This is a genomic window from Paraglaciecola arctica, assembly GCF_018861065.1.
GTDB classification, from domain to species: Bacteria; Pseudomonadota; Gammaproteobacteria; order Enterobacterales; family Alteromonadaceae; genus Paraglaciecola; species Paraglaciecola arctica_B.
Map to the genome: position 1 here is coordinate 1 of NZ_JAHKQO010000014.1, position 17,872 is coordinate 17,872.

A 17,872-nucleotide genomic window follows, 5' to 3' on the forward strand; every position below is an offset into this window, starting at 1 on the left:
TGCTGTTCACCTTAAGTGAGCAGCATTACCGTAAAAAGCGCTTAATTTTATCTAGTGAATAGTGGTAGTAAAATTAAGCTCGGTTACCACTGGTGTGGTTAGTTTTGGCTTAGGCAATATTTGCCAGCTTGAACCATCAGGACCCCGCAATACAAAACTTTGTTCACCAAACTCGTTTTGTTGGATGGTAGTAGTATGAATACCCTGTTGTTGCGCCAACTGGTTAATCAATTCAGGTTTCTCAGCAAACAGGGAATGTAAGGTAATGCCAGCATATCCCGGTTTTTGAAATGCTCTACGATCGGGCCGTTGATCGGGGTTAACAAAAAATTTGAGTTTGCCAGAAATGTTGTTTGGGCTCACAAATCCACGATAATAATGGCTAGCTCCTTCGGCCATGTTAAAAACTACTTTGGGGCCATCTTGCCAATCACCGTCAAGCACAACGGGGCCCTCTGGTCTAAAACCGAACACATCACGGTAATAATCAGTTTGTGAATGCATATCAGCTGCTGTGTTGCCAGCAATAATAAAGTCATTGTGAGTGATTTCGCTGGTTTGCAATGGGCTATCAGGCGTAATTGAACCATATCCTTTAATCACGTAACCATAACGCTGAAACAACACGAGGTTAAACAACTCGCCATATATAGCCATTTCACGCACTCCGACACGACGGTTAAGAGCGTCGGGCTTACCTTCAGTCATGGCATACAAGTCAGCATAGACTGGAGAGGTGGGTAACCATTTTTGCCCTGCTTTTCTGCCATCAACAAATGCGTCATAGATTCGAAAGATATCTGCAGTGCGCATCACCATCATTCGTTGCCCCACGGTTTCAGGTTGTGCATACCCTACCCCCGTGCCCAAAAGGTTTTCCCACTCCAATATTCGGATTAAACCATGGCTATCGGTGTGGCCATTTTGCATGCGATAGGAAGTTAACCCGCTATCTACTCCATAAAGCGCTAGGGATTTTTCTGCCACTATTTGACCTTTGTCAATTTGTCGAAACCCAAATTGACGCAAATATTTAAGTAAGGTTTCGGCATCATCAGTACCTATCATTACTTCGTAAACGCCACTGACACCAGTATCTGGAAGAGATTCTGATTCGGCGCAACTACCCCATGAAATGCTCAATAAAAGCCCCAAAATCCACAAACCAGTAATTGTCCGCATCTAGTTACCTTTTCTAGTCGAGTTGTATATGATTTATCGACACTAACATTTGTACGGACAAATTTTAAATGAGTTTAAGATTGAACAAGCACTTTTTGATATTAATCATGGGAACTCTGTTAAGCAGCGCGATTACCATGGAATATGCCTACGGCGCATCAAAAGATGCATTAGCCCCCAAAACTCAGGTACAAGACGCACTTGCCCTGCCATTACACACAGTCACTATTGCTACTGTATCCCTTGAACAAAGTTTACTTTTTTACCGTGACGGCATGGGTATGCAAGCAAAAGGCCCAATAACTATTTCTGCTCCACTAAAAGCGTCGCAACGCAAATTATGGAACATGCCAGATGATATAGACTGGCAGACTTATCACTTGTATCGAGAAGGTATTGATAACGCAATTCATATTCGTTTATTAGTGTTAAACAAACCTATGCCGACTATTCACGATAGCTGGAATCCTCGTGAGTTAGGGCCATTTTCTTTAGGTTTTCCTAACAACAATACTGCCGCGTTGGACAAACACGTTCGTACTGTAGGTTTTGGCTCTTTGAATTCTCTTGAGAGTTATCCTATACCTCGCACTGATGGCAGCACCTACCAAATTGACGAAACCATTTTTAACGCTCCTGATTTTAATCATGGTGTAGCGATTACGCGAGGTAATGGCATGTCACAACTGGGTCCAATTGACCAAAACGGTAAAGGGGGTCCGGCTTATTCGGCGCAAATAATCACAGATTCCGAAAATCATTTACAGTTTTATACCGAGGTTTTGGGTCTTGAAATACGTTCAGATAGATTATTCAAATCTGCTGGCGAGGAAGGTGCCATGAATCTACCTAATGGCACGGAATTTAGATTTGCAATTGTTTATAGTAAAGGTGCAACAACTGGCCACATGTTGTTTGTAGACTTTAAAAATATTGAGCCAATTAAACCTAAAAACGCCCCTAGTCTGCCGAATATTGGTTTAGGCATGTGGAGCTTTCCTGTGCGTTCATTGCAACAAGTCTTAAGCAACGCTAAAACTTATGGTTCAGAAATAGTTAGTGGTCCACTTGTTGTTGAAGACCCAATAATTGGCAATAAAAAAGTAGCCACAATGCGCGCTCCTAATGGCTTTTTAATCGAAGTGTTTGAGGAATTAAAATAATGCGTGTTTTGCTAGCGGTACTGTTACTTTTCAGCCTACAGACTCCTGCTCAAGGCTTTAATATTAAAGGCTTCACAGAAACCGTTTTTATTGTTTCAGATATTCAAAAAGCCAGGCAGTTTTACATTGATTATGCAGGTTGGGAAGTGCGTTCTTCAGCGCCAGTTGATCCGAATTTAAAGCAACTTTGGCAGCTTCCCGAAAAGGTTAAAATCACTCAAGTATTGCTGGCAAACAAAGGTGAGCAGCGCGGATATGTGCGCTTAATTGAAATTGCCAACGTGCCTCAAAAAGTCATACGTGCAAACACGCAGTCATGGGACGTAGGTGGCATATTTGACGTGAATGTACGTGTAGCCGACATGGTTAAAAAACGCCAAGCGTTACAAAGCGCTGGTTGGCGCGGCACCAGTGATCCGGTTTCTTTTACGTTCGGCCCTTATGAAGTCACCGAATGGATCACCACCGGATTCGACGGTATTAGTTTTGCGATGATTGAACGAATCAAACCTACCTTAACTGGCTGGCCCAATGTAAAACACATGAGCCGAGTATTTAATTCGACTCAAGTCGTCAATGACATTGATACTTCATTGGCGTTTTATCGAGATGTATTAGGCTTTCAGGTGTACTTAGAACACAAAGGAGCCAGCAAAGAAGCGGGACCAAACGTATTGGGCTTGCCTTATAATTTGACTACAGAAATTCCCCGTTCAGTGTACATTTTGCACCCTCAAAAAATAAACGAAGGTTCGGTGGAATTGTTGCAATTTCATGGTGCTCAAGGAAAAAATGTGAGTGAACTTGCCTCTCCACCTAATTTAGGTATTGTCACCTTACGTTTTCCAGTAGACAATTTGTCAGCGCTAAGTAAACATTTACAACAAAATAATGTCAAAATAGTGTCTCGGGCGACTCTGGATTTACCTCCATACGAACAAGTGGATATGCTGGCGATTAGAACGCCAGACCTAACATGGATCGAGTTTTATCAGGAACGTACAAAAAAATAAAAGTAGGCTGAATATATGTCACTCGATATCAATAAAGTAGTTATTAAAACCTCTCTTACCTCTTGTTTTGGCAATCATTTTAAAGAAGTTGAAGGAGCCAGTGCATTTATCGATGAGCTGGCAGAAGACGCCGAAGAAATATCGTTAGCGCAAGGTGAATATGTATTTAAGGAGAAGGATGTTCCAGAATACATTTATATCCCTGAGTCAGGCTCATTAATGTTGGAGCGCTCTACGGCCTCAGGATCTAGGCAAGTATTTGCGTTTTTATTTACGGGGAATCTGGCAGGGTTATCTGAAAACGTTAGCTACAGTTTTAGCGCAAAAGCATTAACAAATTGCGTGGTTATTAGGATCAGTCGTCAGTTGATGCAAGATATTTTTGATAAATATCCTGCTGTAGCTAAACGTTATCATGACGTGACTGGGCACATATTATCTTTGATCCTTGACCAGCTATTTATCATGGGTCAAAAGTCTGCTCACCAGCGATTAGGGCATTTCTTATTAGATATGGAACACCGTTTAGGACGTGGCACCCATAAGTTTTTTTTACCTATGAGTCGCCAGGACATAGCTGATTATCTGGGAATGAGTTTAGAAACCGCGAGCCGTGGATTTAGCAAACTTAAAAAAGACGGCTTGATCACCATAGAAAGCAATTACCAAATTACGGTTTTAGACAAAGAAAAACTCAAAGTTTACGCCGACTAGCTTTTAAATACTTCTATACACTTGATTATTATCAATGCGCCTTTTTACTAAGGCGTAGATATTAATGGCTACTAAATAACTCTAATAATGAACAATGGATAATCCAATGAAACTCAAACTTCCGCTTTTTTTGCTATTGCTATGTGCCATGCCATCTATGTCGGTTTTGGCAGAGCCGGTTGACGCAGAGCAACGTATTTCTGTCGATATCAGGCGCACCACTTATATAGTTACCGACATCGACAACTCACTCAAGTTGTACCGCGACGCGTTGGGGTTAAAGGTGATTTATGACCAAATGATCAACAGCCCAATGGAAAACGGCGAAACCCGTAAACGCCGCTTAGTGTTGATGCAAGCAAACGATACTTTTATTGGGGCCTTAGGTTTATTGCAATATATTTATCCTGAAAAACCACAGCGCCAAGAAAAGTTTGATGAACCTGTGCCTGGCGATCCCATAGTTGTGATGAACGTTTCAGACTTAGACACACGCTGGCAAGCCGTAGCCGACTCGCCAAAAGTCAACGTGATTGAAGCCCCCCATCGTGTGGAATACCCCCGAGCCGGCGGTGGAAAAATTGCAGTGATGGTGTCAATGATCCGCGATCCAGACGGTTACTGGGTAGAAATAAATCAACTTCTCGATGCGCCAGCTAAAGCTAGCGACTAAAACACTAGCTACACCAAATTAGTCTTTTTAATTAAAAAATACCTATGTAACACATTGTTATTTAGGTATTTTTTCCGTTTCCAAATTTTACTTTTCGTCTTCTAGTTTCAATTTTCTCGCCATTATTTTGATGTTTGACCTTGTTGATTTTTATCAAACCTACACAAAGCTGTCAGTGCTAGATTAACTGAGCTTAAAAAAGCATCAATTTGTCCGTACATATCAACACAACTAGGAAAGCCGATGAAAATAAAAATGAAAAAACTAAATTTGGCAATTGTTACGATCTTAATGGGTCAGTCCATAACACATGCACAGGAAGCTAGCGAAAATCAAACTAGTCAAGTTGAATTAGAAATAATAGAAGTCACGTCCAGAAAAAAAGTCGAGTCATTAAATCGTACTCCAGTTTCGGTAGCTGCGTTTTCCGACACTATGATTGAACAACAAGGTTTTCAGAGCATAGATGATATAGCTCGTTTTTCATCTGGTTTAAGTTTTTCAAAAGCTTTCGGGCGATCTACTGAGCGCCCTGTTATCCGAGGTATGGGCAACGTACTTGCTGGCATACAATTTGGGGTTGAATCTGGGGCAGCTTACTTTATTGATGGTAATTATTATTCAGGTGACGTCCAGAGTTTAGATATGTCTGATATTGCTCGAGTTGAAGTGGTAAAGGGCCCTCAAAGTGCCTTATACGGACGTAATTCTTATTCAGGGGCAATTAACTTTATCACTAAAGGTCCAGATCATGACGAATTTATTGGTAATGTTAAGGCCAATTTTGCACAAGATTCAGAACGAACCGTATCGGCCTATCTGAGCGCTCCCTTAAACGACTGGCTGGCAGCAAGCCTCAACGTGCGTGACTATCAGGTTGATGGTGATGAGCGCTGGCGTAATACAGTTACTGACGAACTAATTGGTGGCGAAGACACTAGATCAGTCAGTCTGGTTTTAGACGCCTCCCCCTCTGACAAACTAGGAGTGCGTTTCAGGATCCAAAACCAAGAAGACAGAGACGAGACTCGTCCATTTTTCACAACCCCAACAACTGAAAATAACTGTGCTCCGGGTTATCGCTCGTTAGCTTCGTGGGCAGCATCTGGTACTGATAACAACTTCCAATATTTTTGCGGTGAAATAAAGAATCAACCCATAGCGCTTAACGACAAAGCTGACGCAGATGGCATTCCAAATGAAGTCCCAGGCGTGCCAGTAGATGGTTTTTTACCCTCAGGTTCTACTTTCTTCGGTAACCCTTATGATACTGCTGATGGCACCGCTTATGATGGAGTTGGCAGAGATTTACTGATTTCCAGTTTAGCTATAAATTATGAAACCGACTCTGGTTATGCGATGTCTTTGGCTTACGGCTATCGTGATAATGATTTGAGCACAGGCTCGGATGGAGACAATGCGTCCGTAAATTATACTTTTGCGCCTGGACAAGAAGCGTTTTTTGCCAATACATCTCGTCAAGAAACTAAAGACCAAAGCTTAGAATTTACGTTGAGTTCACCAGTAGGTGATTTAGAGTGGATGGCGGGTGCATTTTATTATGATCAAGAAAATGACAGCTTTGATTTGACTTTCGCTGATACAAAAGTAGGGGTATTTCAAGACAACAGCACAATCACTAACAAAGCGATTTACGCGTCAGTTGATTATCAACTCAGTGACAAAGTTGATGCAACACTTGAAGTCAGATGGGCTGAAGAAGATAAAACCGTAACAGAGTTCGACCCAGAAGGGGTTGTAACTTTTGATGCCGACGGCAGTTGGAACAACTTTACCCCAAGAGCAACCTTAAATTATCGCTACGATGAGGATACCATTTTTTATGGCATCCTCGCTCAAGGTGTTAAACCTGGTGGTATAAATGGCTCTGCCGGTGCGGATACAGGGAAACCGACTTACGAGCAGGAAGAAATTACTACCTTCGAACTAGGCTTAAAAAGCAAAATGTTGAGTAATGTATATGCGACAGTCGCCATGTACTACAACGATGTAAGTGATATTCAGCTCACCACGCCACTAAACATTCCTTCTGGTAATGTGACATCAGTCGCGACAAATCAAGGGGAAGGCGAAGTATTAGGTATTGAGATTGATATCGATGCTCAATTCAGTGATAACCTATCTGGTAGGTTTACTTATGCATTGGCCGACACAAAATTCACTAAGGGCTGTGACGACTTTCAATGGTCACTATCCAGTGGCGGCGGTGTACTCACTCCAGGAACAACTACCGGAACGGATTTCCGAGATGACTTCGGAGTGACCGAGGAAGCCAGTTGTTCTATAGAAGGCAATGCATTTCCACTAAGCTCAAAACATCAGGCAAGTGCCTTTTTGGAATACATCACCCCCATCACTGGTGAGCTCGAAGCCTTCTTTAATGTAGATGCGAGTTACGAATCAAGAAAATACGTGCAAGTGCATAACCTAGCCTATGTGCCAAGTGCCATTATTGCGGGAGCACGAATGGGCGTTAGTGGTGAAAATTGGAGAGTGAGTTTATACGCGCGCAACTTAACAGATGAGGATGCCCCTATTCTGACATCTCGCTGGTTAGGTATCCCCTACTTTACATTTGCATCTCTAAATACCGCTCCAGAGGGTGCTGATATGGGTTCACCCCGCGCCTTTTTTAGTGCCGCACGTCGCGGTAGGCAAATCGGTGTTGACATGACCTATCATTTCTAAATTTTGGTTTTAATGACAAGTGTTTTGATAGGTTAATGTCTGTAAGTGCTGATTAATTTTGGCAAATGATTGACCGATTAAACTGATATAAATGTAAATCCGATGAGTATTAGTCATCGGATTTTTTTATATGTTTTATGAGCGCTCTCGCTCCTTGCGTGTTTATTATTTAAATAATTGTATACCTCTAACTATGTTTGTTACTTAGCAAATTAGATGGACTGAATACATAAAATGCTAAACCTTCCCCATGACCTCTTGCGCCGCCCGTAATCCTGAGACCATAGCCGATTCCATACCCGAATTCATAAACTCTGTATGTTCTCCAGCAAAATGTAATTTGTCTTCGACTGTGGCCATATGGGGAACTAAGGATTGCACTTGCCCGGCGGCAAACTGTATATAGGCGCCTTTAGAGAATTTTTCATTAGCCCAAGATTGGTGATGCACCACTTCAACTTTATCTTTCAGGCCCGGATAATATTTGTGCAAGGACTGTTGCACAATTTTGATGGCGTCTACCTCTGGCAATGTATCCAACTGTTGTGCTTGTTGGCCATTTATCCAACTCGTCAGATAAGTCAATTCACCTTTATCATTGGTTTGACTGAATACCCTACCTAAGGCATTGTCCGTCCATAAATTGTTTGACTCTAACATTGACACATCAGCTTGTTTTTTGACTGAAAAATGCACTTGAGTAACAGGTGTATAAAAAGCCTCATTTATGGCTTTACGTTTTAAGTGACTAATCGTACCGCTAAGCTCAACGTTTTTTAATACACTAAAAGGTGTAGTGATAATCGCACGCTTAGCGTTGTATTCACTGCCATCACCACAACGAATCTTCACCTTTTGGCCTTGCTGGTTGATATGAGTGACTTCTTTTTGGGTTTGCAGTTCACCTTGTAAATTATTGGCTAAGGCGTCTGTAAATCGGCCGTTACCCCCTTCAACTCGATGAGCGCCTCTGCCGCCAGCACGGGCTAAGCTCAAACGATAAAAGGCGTCAGCCGCTGACAGATTTTGCAAACTTTGGGCGTTGAGATTAGCATTAATTAAACGTAGAGCTTCGTCAGATACTTGCTGTTGTTTAAAATATTCTAATAGCGGAATATCTAGGTGGGTATATTTTGGTGATGTCCAATCAGTCGGCAAACCAAAGGCAGGACCTTTAGCCATGTTTTTAAAATACAAAGCCGAAGGTAAAGTGTTTTTTTCCACTTTGGATAACTGATTAGCAACATGAGAGGGCCAATCAGCAGCATTGATAATTTGTTCATTTACCACATAGGTGGTTTGTTTAGCATAATTTCCCAATGACACCAAAGGCAAGCTTAATCGCTGTGCGTAAGTGCGCATCAGTCCATAACCTTGGCCTATCTGTAGCCCACCTACTTCAGGCTTATTAAGCTGGTTATTAAGGGTTAGTATACGCCCCCCTACTCGCTCCCGAGCTTCAAGCACTAACACTTTATACCCCTGATTTTTAAGGTATTCTGCACTCGTTAAACCGGCAAGTCCGGCACCTATAACTATCACATCAAATGAATGGTCATTCCCAGCAAATAGTGGCGTGGTGATAGCGCTTGCACCCAATAGAACCGAGCTAGCAGCTAGGCCTTTAATAATGTCTCTACGATGCATGATATTACCTACTTTTTAGACTTTACAATAAACGTCAGGCAATAAAAAAGCGAGATAACTCGCTTTTTTGAATTGCATGATTTGTGACTAAAACCGTCTCATGAAGGTTTTAGAATTTGTATGACGCAGTCACACCCACTTCACGACCTCGGCTAGGCGCGATAGGGAATGCACGAGAGCCATAGGCAAAACTTTGCACGTCAACATACCTAAATACATAAGTTGGAGTATCGTCGTCGGTGGCATTGTTCATCCATGCCGTGATACGCCAATCTTCTAATTGCACACCCGCTTTAAGGTTCACTAACTTACGTGAGCCAGTCTCAATCAAGTTATGTACGTGGGCGTAGCGGCTTGAATCATAGCTAAAGTCCATACGACCAAACAATTCCATGTCATCTTTAATAGTGGTCGAATAATTTAATGCTAAGGTCATTTCATTCTTAGGCACTTGTGGAGGCGTATTACCCTTTACGCTACCAAATTCGCGTAGGTTATCCCCTACACAAAAACTTGAAGCACCACCTGGGGCATAGAAACGACAATGATTACTATCAAATAACTCAGTAAACTTGGCATCGGTGCGAGAAATACCAAAATCTAAGTTAAACTCTTCATTGATCAGCCATCTAGCCTGAATTTCAATACCATTGATCTCTGTTGAACCCGCATTAGAAGTATAAGATACAGGTGGGCCTTCTACTTCATCATAACTATCTGTTAGCTGTTGCTTCGTCCAGTCCATGGTATAAGCGGCGGCCGACACGTAAAACTTACCATCTGCCATAGTGGACTTAACACCCACTTCATACATCACCATATCTTCTTCATCGACTACCACTAAATCTGCCGGAAGCTGAGTACTAGTATTAAATGAACCCGGACTATTACCTTCAGAACGCGTTAAGTAAACAAGGGTATCGTCGTTGACGTCATACTCACCAATAAAACGTGTTGTTGTACTATCAAACTCATTGCTGATATCTGAAAACCCTTCGTTTTGAATCAGCGTATCATACGCTTCGGTTGTGACTTCATCACTAGAACGGCGAACCTCAGCAGATAAGCGGAAAGTGTCAGTAAATTCATAAGTTGCCATGGCCATAAAGGCAGTGTTATCTAACTCTTCTGAGAAGTTATCAACTGCTGAAGGATCACGCTCAGAGTGCCAAACATAAGCGCCTACCGACCAATATAACCTGTCATCAAAAGCGCTTGAATTAAATCGAACCTCATGACTGTATTCTTCCGAGCCTGATTCATCGAGAGTATACCAAGCGTCCGCAGGCGTTAGGAATGGACCACCTGCGAAGTAGCCGAAACTAAAGGACTCTTCATCGCCATGATAGGTTTGATCTAAACCAGTTTCACCATCATATGAATTCCAGCCGCTAATGACCGAAACCGTACCAAACTCAAAATGATGTTTTAGATTAAAACTAAAATGTTCACTAGTGGTGCGTAAACCATAGTCTTCGTTGTCTAGGAAACCGCCACCACCTATGCTGATAGGTTGATTTCTAAGAGCTTCACCACAGTAATAAGGGCGAGTGTCTAAGAAACAGTTGTTGAACTCAGCACCTTGTGAACCAAATGGTTGAGCTTCATCATCATTTTCATTGTAGATGTAGTTCAACGCAATATCAGTATCACTTGTTGGTGTAATGTACAGTCCAAACATACCGGATTTAGTTTTTTCACCGCCTACTTCAGGGCCATCTTCTTTGGTATTGACCCAGTCGCCATCATAGTTATCAGCCGAGATAGACGCTCTAAAAGCCACCATATCATTTATTTTACTTGATGCGCCGGCAGCGATTTTACGATTACCGTATTGACCTAGAGTCAAATTGACATAGCCTGTTAATTCATCAGTGGGTTTGCGAGAAATAAAGTTGATTGCACCAGAAAAGGTTCGACGACCATACTGAGCACTTTGTGGTCCTTTGACTATTTCTACCCGCTCAACTAAATCAAGTGGCAAACTTTGAATCGACCCACCAAAGTATACGCCATCTATAAAGTACGAGGCTTTTTGTGAACCAAAACCTGGGATCCAAGACACACCACGAATAACAGGAATATCCGATTGACGACCAAAGGTTTTTTCCATCGACATGCCGACAGCACTAGTGGCGATATCATTAATATTTTGTAATCCAGCTTTCTCAATATCCTTAGAATCAAAGGTAGTCACTGAAATTGGGATCTTGTTCAAGGTTTCTTTACGATAACGAGATGTCACCTCGATCAACTCGATGGCTTCTTTGTTTAATTCAGTTTCTGAATCTGACGCAGCCTCTTGTGCAAAGGTGCTAAGTGGCGTTAATACAAGTGGAGCCACTAGGGCTAACTTTATTAGTTTTGCTAATTTGTTGGGACTGTAATGCAAGTTCATGGTTGTTCCCTCTAACATTATTATAATAATTGGGTTTTTGTGCATCCCCGAAAACATTAATGTATCGAGTTGACATGCATCACTCTATCCAAATTTGCACGGACAAATTTGTCCAAGAATTCCACGATTGACATTTATCAATGGAATTCCCTTGATAAATGTCAATGTGTCGCGGTGTTAGTGAATTTGTTGTCACACCAATCTGATCCTTTTTTTTGAGCTTGATTTGAACGTTTTAGTAGGCAATAAAAAAGGCGGGTTAATAATTAACCCACCTTTTTTTTCAACTTACACTACCAACAACACTAAAAGCCAAAGTGTGGTCGTGTTTCTTTTACTTTTAAGCCTGCTTGCATCCAACGTAGGTTCATTCCTGTGGTTGGATTAGTGCGATCGCTCCAGATATAGGTAATGGTTTTTCCTGTGGCATCATCAATCAACCCTAATTTAAAAATGGGGTCTGAAGTATTTTGATAGGTCAACAACGCTAGCTGAATAGAATACCCAGATTTTTCACCGGTTTTGGCATCTTGTAGTGCCACGATTTGCCCTTCGTTGTGTAACAATAAATCTCGACTAAAGGCCCATTTTGCATCTTCAGGGGCATCTTTTCCGCCAATACGCGCGCCGCCCCAACCTGTGAAATATACCACTTTACGGTTGATGTGTGGAATGCCCGCTTTGTTGCCAAAGATATAATTGCCGTCTGCATCCGAGGCTTTATCGGCAATCCAAATTTCATTGTCTGTTAAACGCAAAGTATCGTTGAAGAATATTTTTTTACCACTGCGTTTGGAGACTATGCTGCAAGTGTTAATCCCCATATTGCCGTCGAAATATTCGCCATTGAAGGTCCAATAAACTTCGCAACCAGGATAAGTTGTGATCTCATCCTTAGTAAGAGTTTGATAAAGTTCTGGTTGTAAGTGGGCATCTTCATATTTGGCATCATCGTTAAAACGATAAATATTAAGTTGTAACGCGCCTTTTTCTTGATTTTGAACAAATTGATACAAGCGTTGACGGTACACCTTGCTTGGGTCGCCATCCATATACTGCTTCACAAAATAGGTAGTTCCTTCAAGCGCAGGGGTGGCCAAAGGTGCAAACACATGGTGAATATGTTCGTGCACTTGTATATCTGGGTTCTTTTCTTTTTCGATATTGTCTTGCCAGTGTTGTTCGTGATTATCAAACTCCGCAGCAAACCACTTATGAAACAGCGCTTCCTGAATGGTGTCTACTTTAGGGGTTGATACTTGAGTTGTATTATTTTGATTGGCGCACCCTGCCAAGCTAGCCGTTACACATAAGGCTGCGATTATTTTCTTCATATCACTCTCTATTAGGTTAGATAAACGCATTGTTTTTGCGCATGGTTGTAATTTGTTGCTCGCTATACCCCAACTCACGTAACAGCGCTTCAGTATCTTCGCTGAATTTGGGTAACGTAAATTTCGGTTGAGCGGGCTCTTGCTGATATTTTACTGGCACCCCTAAATGTAAATTGCCATTATCGTCTGTCAGTAACATATCTCGCTGCATCAAATGTTCATCACGGATAGCGTCATTTAAGCTGCGCACCGGTGACCAACACACATCAATATTGGCTAAAAATCCACACCAATATTCCAAGGTTTGTGCAGCAAAAGTAGTCTCAAAAAAGGCTTTAACTGGCAGTTGTGCTTGTCCTGGCGGTTGTTGGCACAGTGTAATTAAATCTTCACGGCCCAAAGCAGTCAGTAGGTTTTTAGCGAATTTAATTTCGCTGCCACCTAGTGTTAAGTGTTGACCATCACTAGTCTGATAAATGTTATACATTGCCGCGCCGCCCCAACTGCGTTCTTGTTGCGGTTCAGGCGAACGGTTTTCGGCAAAAGGAGGCCCCATTACATTGGCATACCAGGCGACCAGTGAGTCTTGCATCGATATATCGATGTAATCACCTTGACCAGTTTTTTGGCTGCGCAGTAATGCCATTAATACACCTGAAAATGCCATTAAGCTGCCTGCCATATCAGCTACTGGCATTGCGGGTTGCGCGGGTTGGCCGTCTTTACCTTGATTGATTTGCAGTGCCCCTGAGTCAGCTTGAATACTTAAATCGTGAGCAGGGTTTAAACGTTTAGGACCGGTTTGCCCATAGGCGGAAATCGAACAGTAAACGATCTTTGGATTGAATTTTTTGATGCTGTCATAGTCGATACCTAAGCGGCTCACTACTCCGGGGCGAAAGGCTTCAACCACTACGTCAACGGTTTCACACAGCTTGTAAAACGCCTCTTTGCCCGCCGCGCTTTTTAAGTTTAGGTTGATACTTTTTTTACCGCGAAATACATTTCTAAACCATACGGATTGGCCATTTTGTTTGAGGCCAATTTCGCGCACTGGTTCGCCAGTTGGCGGCTCTAAACTTATGACCTCAGCGCCGTGGTCTGCCATCATCATAGTAAAGTGTGGACCGGGTAAAAAAAGCGACAGGTCCAGTACTCGAATTCCGTCTAACTTCATCGCGTTCCCCTTAGATTCTGCAGACTAAACCGCAATCTAAACTGAAATCTAAACCCAACCACAATCACACCGCTTTGCTGGCGTTTAGCGCAGCAATTTGCGCCGCGGTGTAACCTAGCTCTTCGAGAATATTCTGGGTATCTGTGCCCATAGGTACTGCTGATTTACCTTGTAAGCGTTGACCATCAAGCTTGATAGGATTAGCTAAAATTTCCATTTCTTTGTTGTCTGGATGGGGCACATTTTGCACCATTCCAATATCACGGATGTATTGATTATTAAGGGCTTCGGGTAAATCGTAAACCGGAGCACAAGGAATACGCCCTTTGAGCACTTCTAACCAATAAGCCGTAGGGTGTGTCGCCAAAACTCTATCGATTTCTTGGGTTAACAAATCACGATTTTCGCGGCGACCTGCTACTTTTGCAAAACGTGACTCTTTCAATACATCGTCATCGAGAATGTCCACTAACACATCCCAAAATTTGTCTGTCATGGCCATAAGAAAAACAAAACTATCTTGAGTTTTATATAACTGACAAGGCACAGTTGCTGGATGAGCCGAGCGCGCGACACGTTCAACTACGTGTTTTTCGTTCAAATACCAAGTAGCGGGATAAGACAATTGATGTAAAGCCACGTCAAACAAAGACACATCCACATCTCGGCCTTGACCCGTTCGATGGGCACCTAACATAGCCGCAGTTAAGCCTAACGAAGCCACCGCGCCTGTCATGAAATCAACCATGGATACCCCAAAACGAGTCGGCGCTTGATCAGGCTCGCCTGTTAGCGACATTAATCCTGCTTCAGCCTGCATTAAATAGTCGTAACCTGGCCAACTAGCGCGGTCGTTGTCACGGCCGTAGGCAGATAAATGACCGCATACTACCTTGGGATTAATGTGTTTTAGTTGTTCATAGGTAATACCTAACTTTTTAGGCTGATCACCACGTAAATTATTGGTTACCGCATCAGCGGTTTTAACCAGCTTTTCAAAAACTTCACGCCCTTCGGGAGATTTTAGATTTAAGGTCAAACTCTTTTTATTAACGTTAAAAGTTTGATAAAAATAACTGTCGTTTTCGCCCAAGAAAAAAGGCCCGGTTTGTCGAGACACATCCCCACCTATCGCTGGGTTTTCGATTTTAATCACTTCGGCGCCTAAGTCAGCTAAATACATAGATCCATACGGACCGGCTCCATATTGTTCAACTGCAATAATGCGAACGCCATCTAGAGGAAGATGTGACATGGCTGTGTCCTTTTTGTCTTGCTGCTAAACCTTTACAGGCTTAGCAGTGAATTAAATTTTATTTTTTTCGATAACTTGTTTTGAGATAATGATGCGCTGCATTTCGTTGGTACCTTCACCAATACACATCAACATGGCATCTCGGTAATAACGCTCAATATCGTACTCCACCGAATAGCTGTAACCGCCGAATATACGCATGGCTTCATTGGCACAAAATACCCCGGCTTCAGATCCAAAATACTTCGCCATACCGGCTTCCATGTCACATCGTTCATTGGCATCGTATTTAGCGGCGGCTTGTTCAATCAACAAACGGGCGGCTTCTACCTGAGTCGCCATTTCGCCGATTTTAAGCTGAATAGCTTGATGCTCACTAATGGCTTTACCAAAGGTTTCACGTTCTTGGGCGTAGCGCACTGCCAGTTCGGTAGCGCCTCTGGCGATGCCGGCACCACGTGCGGCCACGTTAATGCGGCCTAGTTCGAGTCCGCCAATAGCATGTATAAACCCAGAGCCTTCTTTTTCACCCACTAAGTTAGCGGCAGGTACTCGCACGTTTTCAAATACCACTTCACAGGTATCAATTGAGCGGTAACCAAGCTTTTTCATTTTAGAAACACTGATACCTGGTTTGAACTCACCGTTTTCGTCTTTTGTTTCGACGATAAACATACTGGTACCTCTATGGGCAGGAACCGCATTGAGGTCAGTTTTTACCAGTACCGCAAGTGAATTACCGTTTAAAGAGTTAGTGATCCAGGTCTTGGCTCCGTTGATAATATAATCGTCACCGTCTCGAACCGCAGTGGTTCGAATCGCTTGTAAATCAGTACCTGCATTAGGTTCAGTTAACGCCACACCTCCACGTAATTCACCTATTGCCATGCGTGGTAAAAAACGCTTCTTTTGCAGCTCAGTGCCACAGCGCTCTATTGCTGATGCTTGAATCAAATGAGAGTTAAATATGCCACTAGGCGCCATCCACGCAGACGCGACTTTCATGACAATTTTGGCGTAAATAGAAGCCGGTAGGCCTAAGCCACCGAATTCTTGGCCAATAGTTGCACCGAATAATCCCAACTCTTTCATTTGCTCAGCAAGTGCATGGGGATATTTGTCTTCTTGATCATATTCTTTAGCGATAGGACGAACATCGTTCTCTACCCATTTATCGATCATATCTATGATCGCCATCTCATCTTCTTTTGACCAGACGTCAGACATAACAAACCTCTAATGATTAATAATTAACTTTTTCTTCGACCGAATGGCCTATCTTGGCAATCAACATTTTGCGCACAAAACTACACACCATTTTGCCGTCTTGGTTAAAACCTAGGGTTTTCACTGTGACTATGCCGGCACCCGGACGAGATTTAGACTCACGTTTATCGAGCACTTCAGATTCAGCGTACAAGGTGTCATCTTCAAATAGTGGGTAAGTCATCTTGATGTCTTCCCAACCTAAGTTGGCAATGGCTTTTTGACTCACGTCAGTGACACTCATGCCAACCATCAAAGCAACAGTAAAAGGTGAACACACAATACATTTTCCGAATTCACTGGCTTTTGCATACTCGTCATCAAAATGCATCGGATGGGTATTCATGGTTAACAAGGTAAACCAGGTATTGTCGGTTTTAGTGATGGTGCGCCCTGGGCGATGTTCGTATATGTCACCTACTGTGAAATCTTCAAAACATCTACCAAAGGTTTCGCGATAACGGTTTTCACCGACTTTTTTTACATTCTGTACCATAAGTATTCTCTCTCGGTTATGGATTTGAAGACGTGTTTTTGACTAGCGCTAGAATGCGCTGACAAGCTAAAATAATAGGTCGGTCGACCATTCTACTGTTGACTACTACTACACCAGCATCTGGGCCATCAACAACAGCCATCACAGATTCGGCATAGGCGATTTGCTCTTCACTGGGCATAAAAGTTTGATGAATAGCTGCAATTTGACCAGGATGAATTGCCGCTTTGCCGCTAAAACCTAACGCTTTAACTTTGCCGGTTTCGTCGAGTAAACCCGCCTCATTTTTGATATCCACAAAGGGCACATCGATTAAACCAACATTGGCCTTTGCAGCGGCAAATACCAACTGGCTGCGCACAAATAGCAGGGGCTCATAACTAAATTCACAGCGTAGTTCCGCGGCCATATCAGCCCCACCAAACATAATCTGCTCAACTTGTTCACAGGCGCTGGCTATTTGATAAGCATTTTCGAGCCCAGTTATGGTTTCGATTAAAGGGATAAACTTTACGTTCTCTTGGTTAATCACCTGTTTGGCATGTAACACATCGGCTGCAGACTCACATTTTGCCAACATCACAACATCAGGTGCGCACTGTTGATTGGCAAAGCTTTGTAAGTCTTTTTCTCCTTCAGGGGTATTAACCGGATTGATGCGAACACAAAGCTTTTTTGTAGCTTGAACACAAGCTAACACCGCTTTTCTGGCATTATCTTTGTCTTGTGGCAGCACAGCATCTTCTAAATCGATACACACCAAATCGGCACCGGCTGCCAAGGCTTTTTCGAAACGTTCAGGTCTTGAACCCGGCACAAACAATAAAGAGCGCAAAATATTCATA

General features: G+C 42.6%; 14 protein-coding genes. 5 read left to right on the forward strand and 9 right to left on the reverse strand.

What is annotated here, in order from left to right:
• Positions 1-51 precede the first annotated feature (51 nt).
• Complete coding sequence (locus tag KO534_RS04465; protein WP_215927702.1) at positions 52-1,182, reverse strand: hypothetical protein; 1,131 nt, start codon at positions 1,180-1,182, stop codon at positions 52-54.
• 68 nt (positions 1,183-1,250) lie between these two features.
• On the opposite strand from KO534_RS04465, the gene KO534_RS04470 reads away from it, so the two are divergent.
• The 5 genes from KO534_RS04470 to KO534_RS04490 all read left to right on the forward strand — a co-directional run bounded on the left by KO534_RS04470 (position 1,251) and on the right by KO534_RS04490 (position 7,454).
• The gene (locus KO534_RS04470) at positions 1,251-2,345 is read left to right on the forward strand and encodes a VOC family protein (protein WP_215927704.1); all 1,095 of its coding nucleotides are present in this window, start codon (positions 1,251-1,253) and stop codon (positions 2,343-2,345) included.
• Complete coding sequence (locus tag KO534_RS04475) at positions 2,345-3,358, forward strand: VOC family protein (RefSeq protein WP_215927706.1); 1,014 nt, start codon at positions 2,345-2,347, stop codon at positions 3,356-3,358. Before KO534_RS04470 ends, KO534_RS04475 begins: the two co-directional genes overlap by 1 nt.
• A gap of 15 nt (positions 3,359-3,373) precedes the next feature.
• A complete protein-coding gene (locus KO534_RS04480; protein ID WP_215927708.1) occupies positions 3,374-4,072 on the forward strand; it encodes a Crp/Fnr family transcriptional regulator in 699 nt (232 codons plus the stop codon).
• A 106-nt stretch (positions 4,073-4,178) separates the two neighbouring features.
• Entirely contained in the window at positions 4,179-4,745 is a 567-nt protein-coding gene (locus KO534_RS04485; RefSeq protein ID WP_215927710.1) for a VOC family protein, read from the forward strand.
• A gap of 243 nt (positions 4,746-4,988) precedes the next feature.
• Positions 4,989-7,454, forward strand: a complete 2,466-nt coding sequence (locus KO534_RS04490; protein ID WP_215927712.1) for a TonB-dependent receptor — start codon at positions 4,989-4,991, stop codon at positions 7,452-7,454.
• A gap of 237 nt (positions 7,455-7,691) precedes the next feature.
• Here KO534_RS04490 and KO534_RS04495 read toward each other — a convergent pair whose 3' ends face one another.
• The 8 genes from KO534_RS04495 to KO534_RS04530 all read right to left on the reverse strand — a co-directional run bounded on the left by KO534_RS04495 (position 7,692) and on the right by KO534_RS04530 (position 17,871).
• The gene (locus KO534_RS04495; RefSeq protein WP_215927714.1) at positions 7,692-9,101 is read right to left on the reverse strand and encodes a flavin monoamine oxidase family protein; all 1,410 of its coding nucleotides are present in this window, start codon (positions 9,099-9,101) and stop codon (positions 7,692-7,694) included.
• Positions 9,102-9,210: 109 nt separating this feature from the next.
• A complete protein-coding gene (locus KO534_RS04500) occupies positions 9,211-11,499 on the reverse strand; it encodes a TonB-dependent receptor (RefSeq protein ID WP_215927716.1) in 2,289 nt (762 codons plus the stop codon).
• Between the two features lie 305 nt (positions 11,500-11,804).
• Positions 11,805-12,833, reverse strand: coding sequence for a chromophore lyase CpcT/CpeT (locus KO534_RS04505; RefSeq protein WP_215927718.1), 1,029 nt, complete (start codon positions 12,831-12,833; stop codon positions 11,805-11,807).
• A gap of 16 nt (positions 12,834-12,849) precedes the next feature.
• Positions 12,850-14,010, reverse strand: coding sequence for a CaiB/BaiF CoA transferase family protein (locus KO534_RS04510; protein WP_215927720.1), 1,161 nt, complete (start codon positions 14,008-14,010; stop codon positions 12,850-12,852).
• A 64-nt stretch (positions 14,011-14,074) separates the two neighbouring features.
• Positions 14,075-15,265, reverse strand: a complete 1,191-nt coding sequence (locus KO534_RS04515; protein ID WP_215927722.1) for a CaiB/BaiF CoA transferase family protein — start codon at positions 15,263-15,265, stop codon at positions 14,075-14,077.
• Positions 15,266-15,316: 51 nt separating this feature from the next.
• The gene (locus KO534_RS04520; protein ID WP_215927724.1) at positions 15,317-16,492 is read right to left on the reverse strand and encodes an acyl-CoA dehydrogenase family protein; all 1,176 of its coding nucleotides are present in this window, start codon (positions 16,490-16,492) and stop codon (positions 15,317-15,319) included.
• A gap of 16 nt (positions 16,493-16,508) precedes the next feature.
• A complete protein-coding gene (locus KO534_RS04525) occupies positions 16,509-17,027 on the reverse strand; it encodes a MaoC family dehydratase (protein ID WP_215927726.1) in 519 nt (172 codons plus the stop codon).
• A gap of 16 nt (positions 17,028-17,043) precedes the next feature.
• Entirely contained in the window at positions 17,044-17,871 is an 828-nt protein-coding gene (locus KO534_RS04530) for an HpcH/HpaI aldolase/citrate lyase family protein (protein ID WP_215927728.1), read from the reverse strand.
• Between the last annotated feature and the right edge of the window lies 1 nt (position 17,872).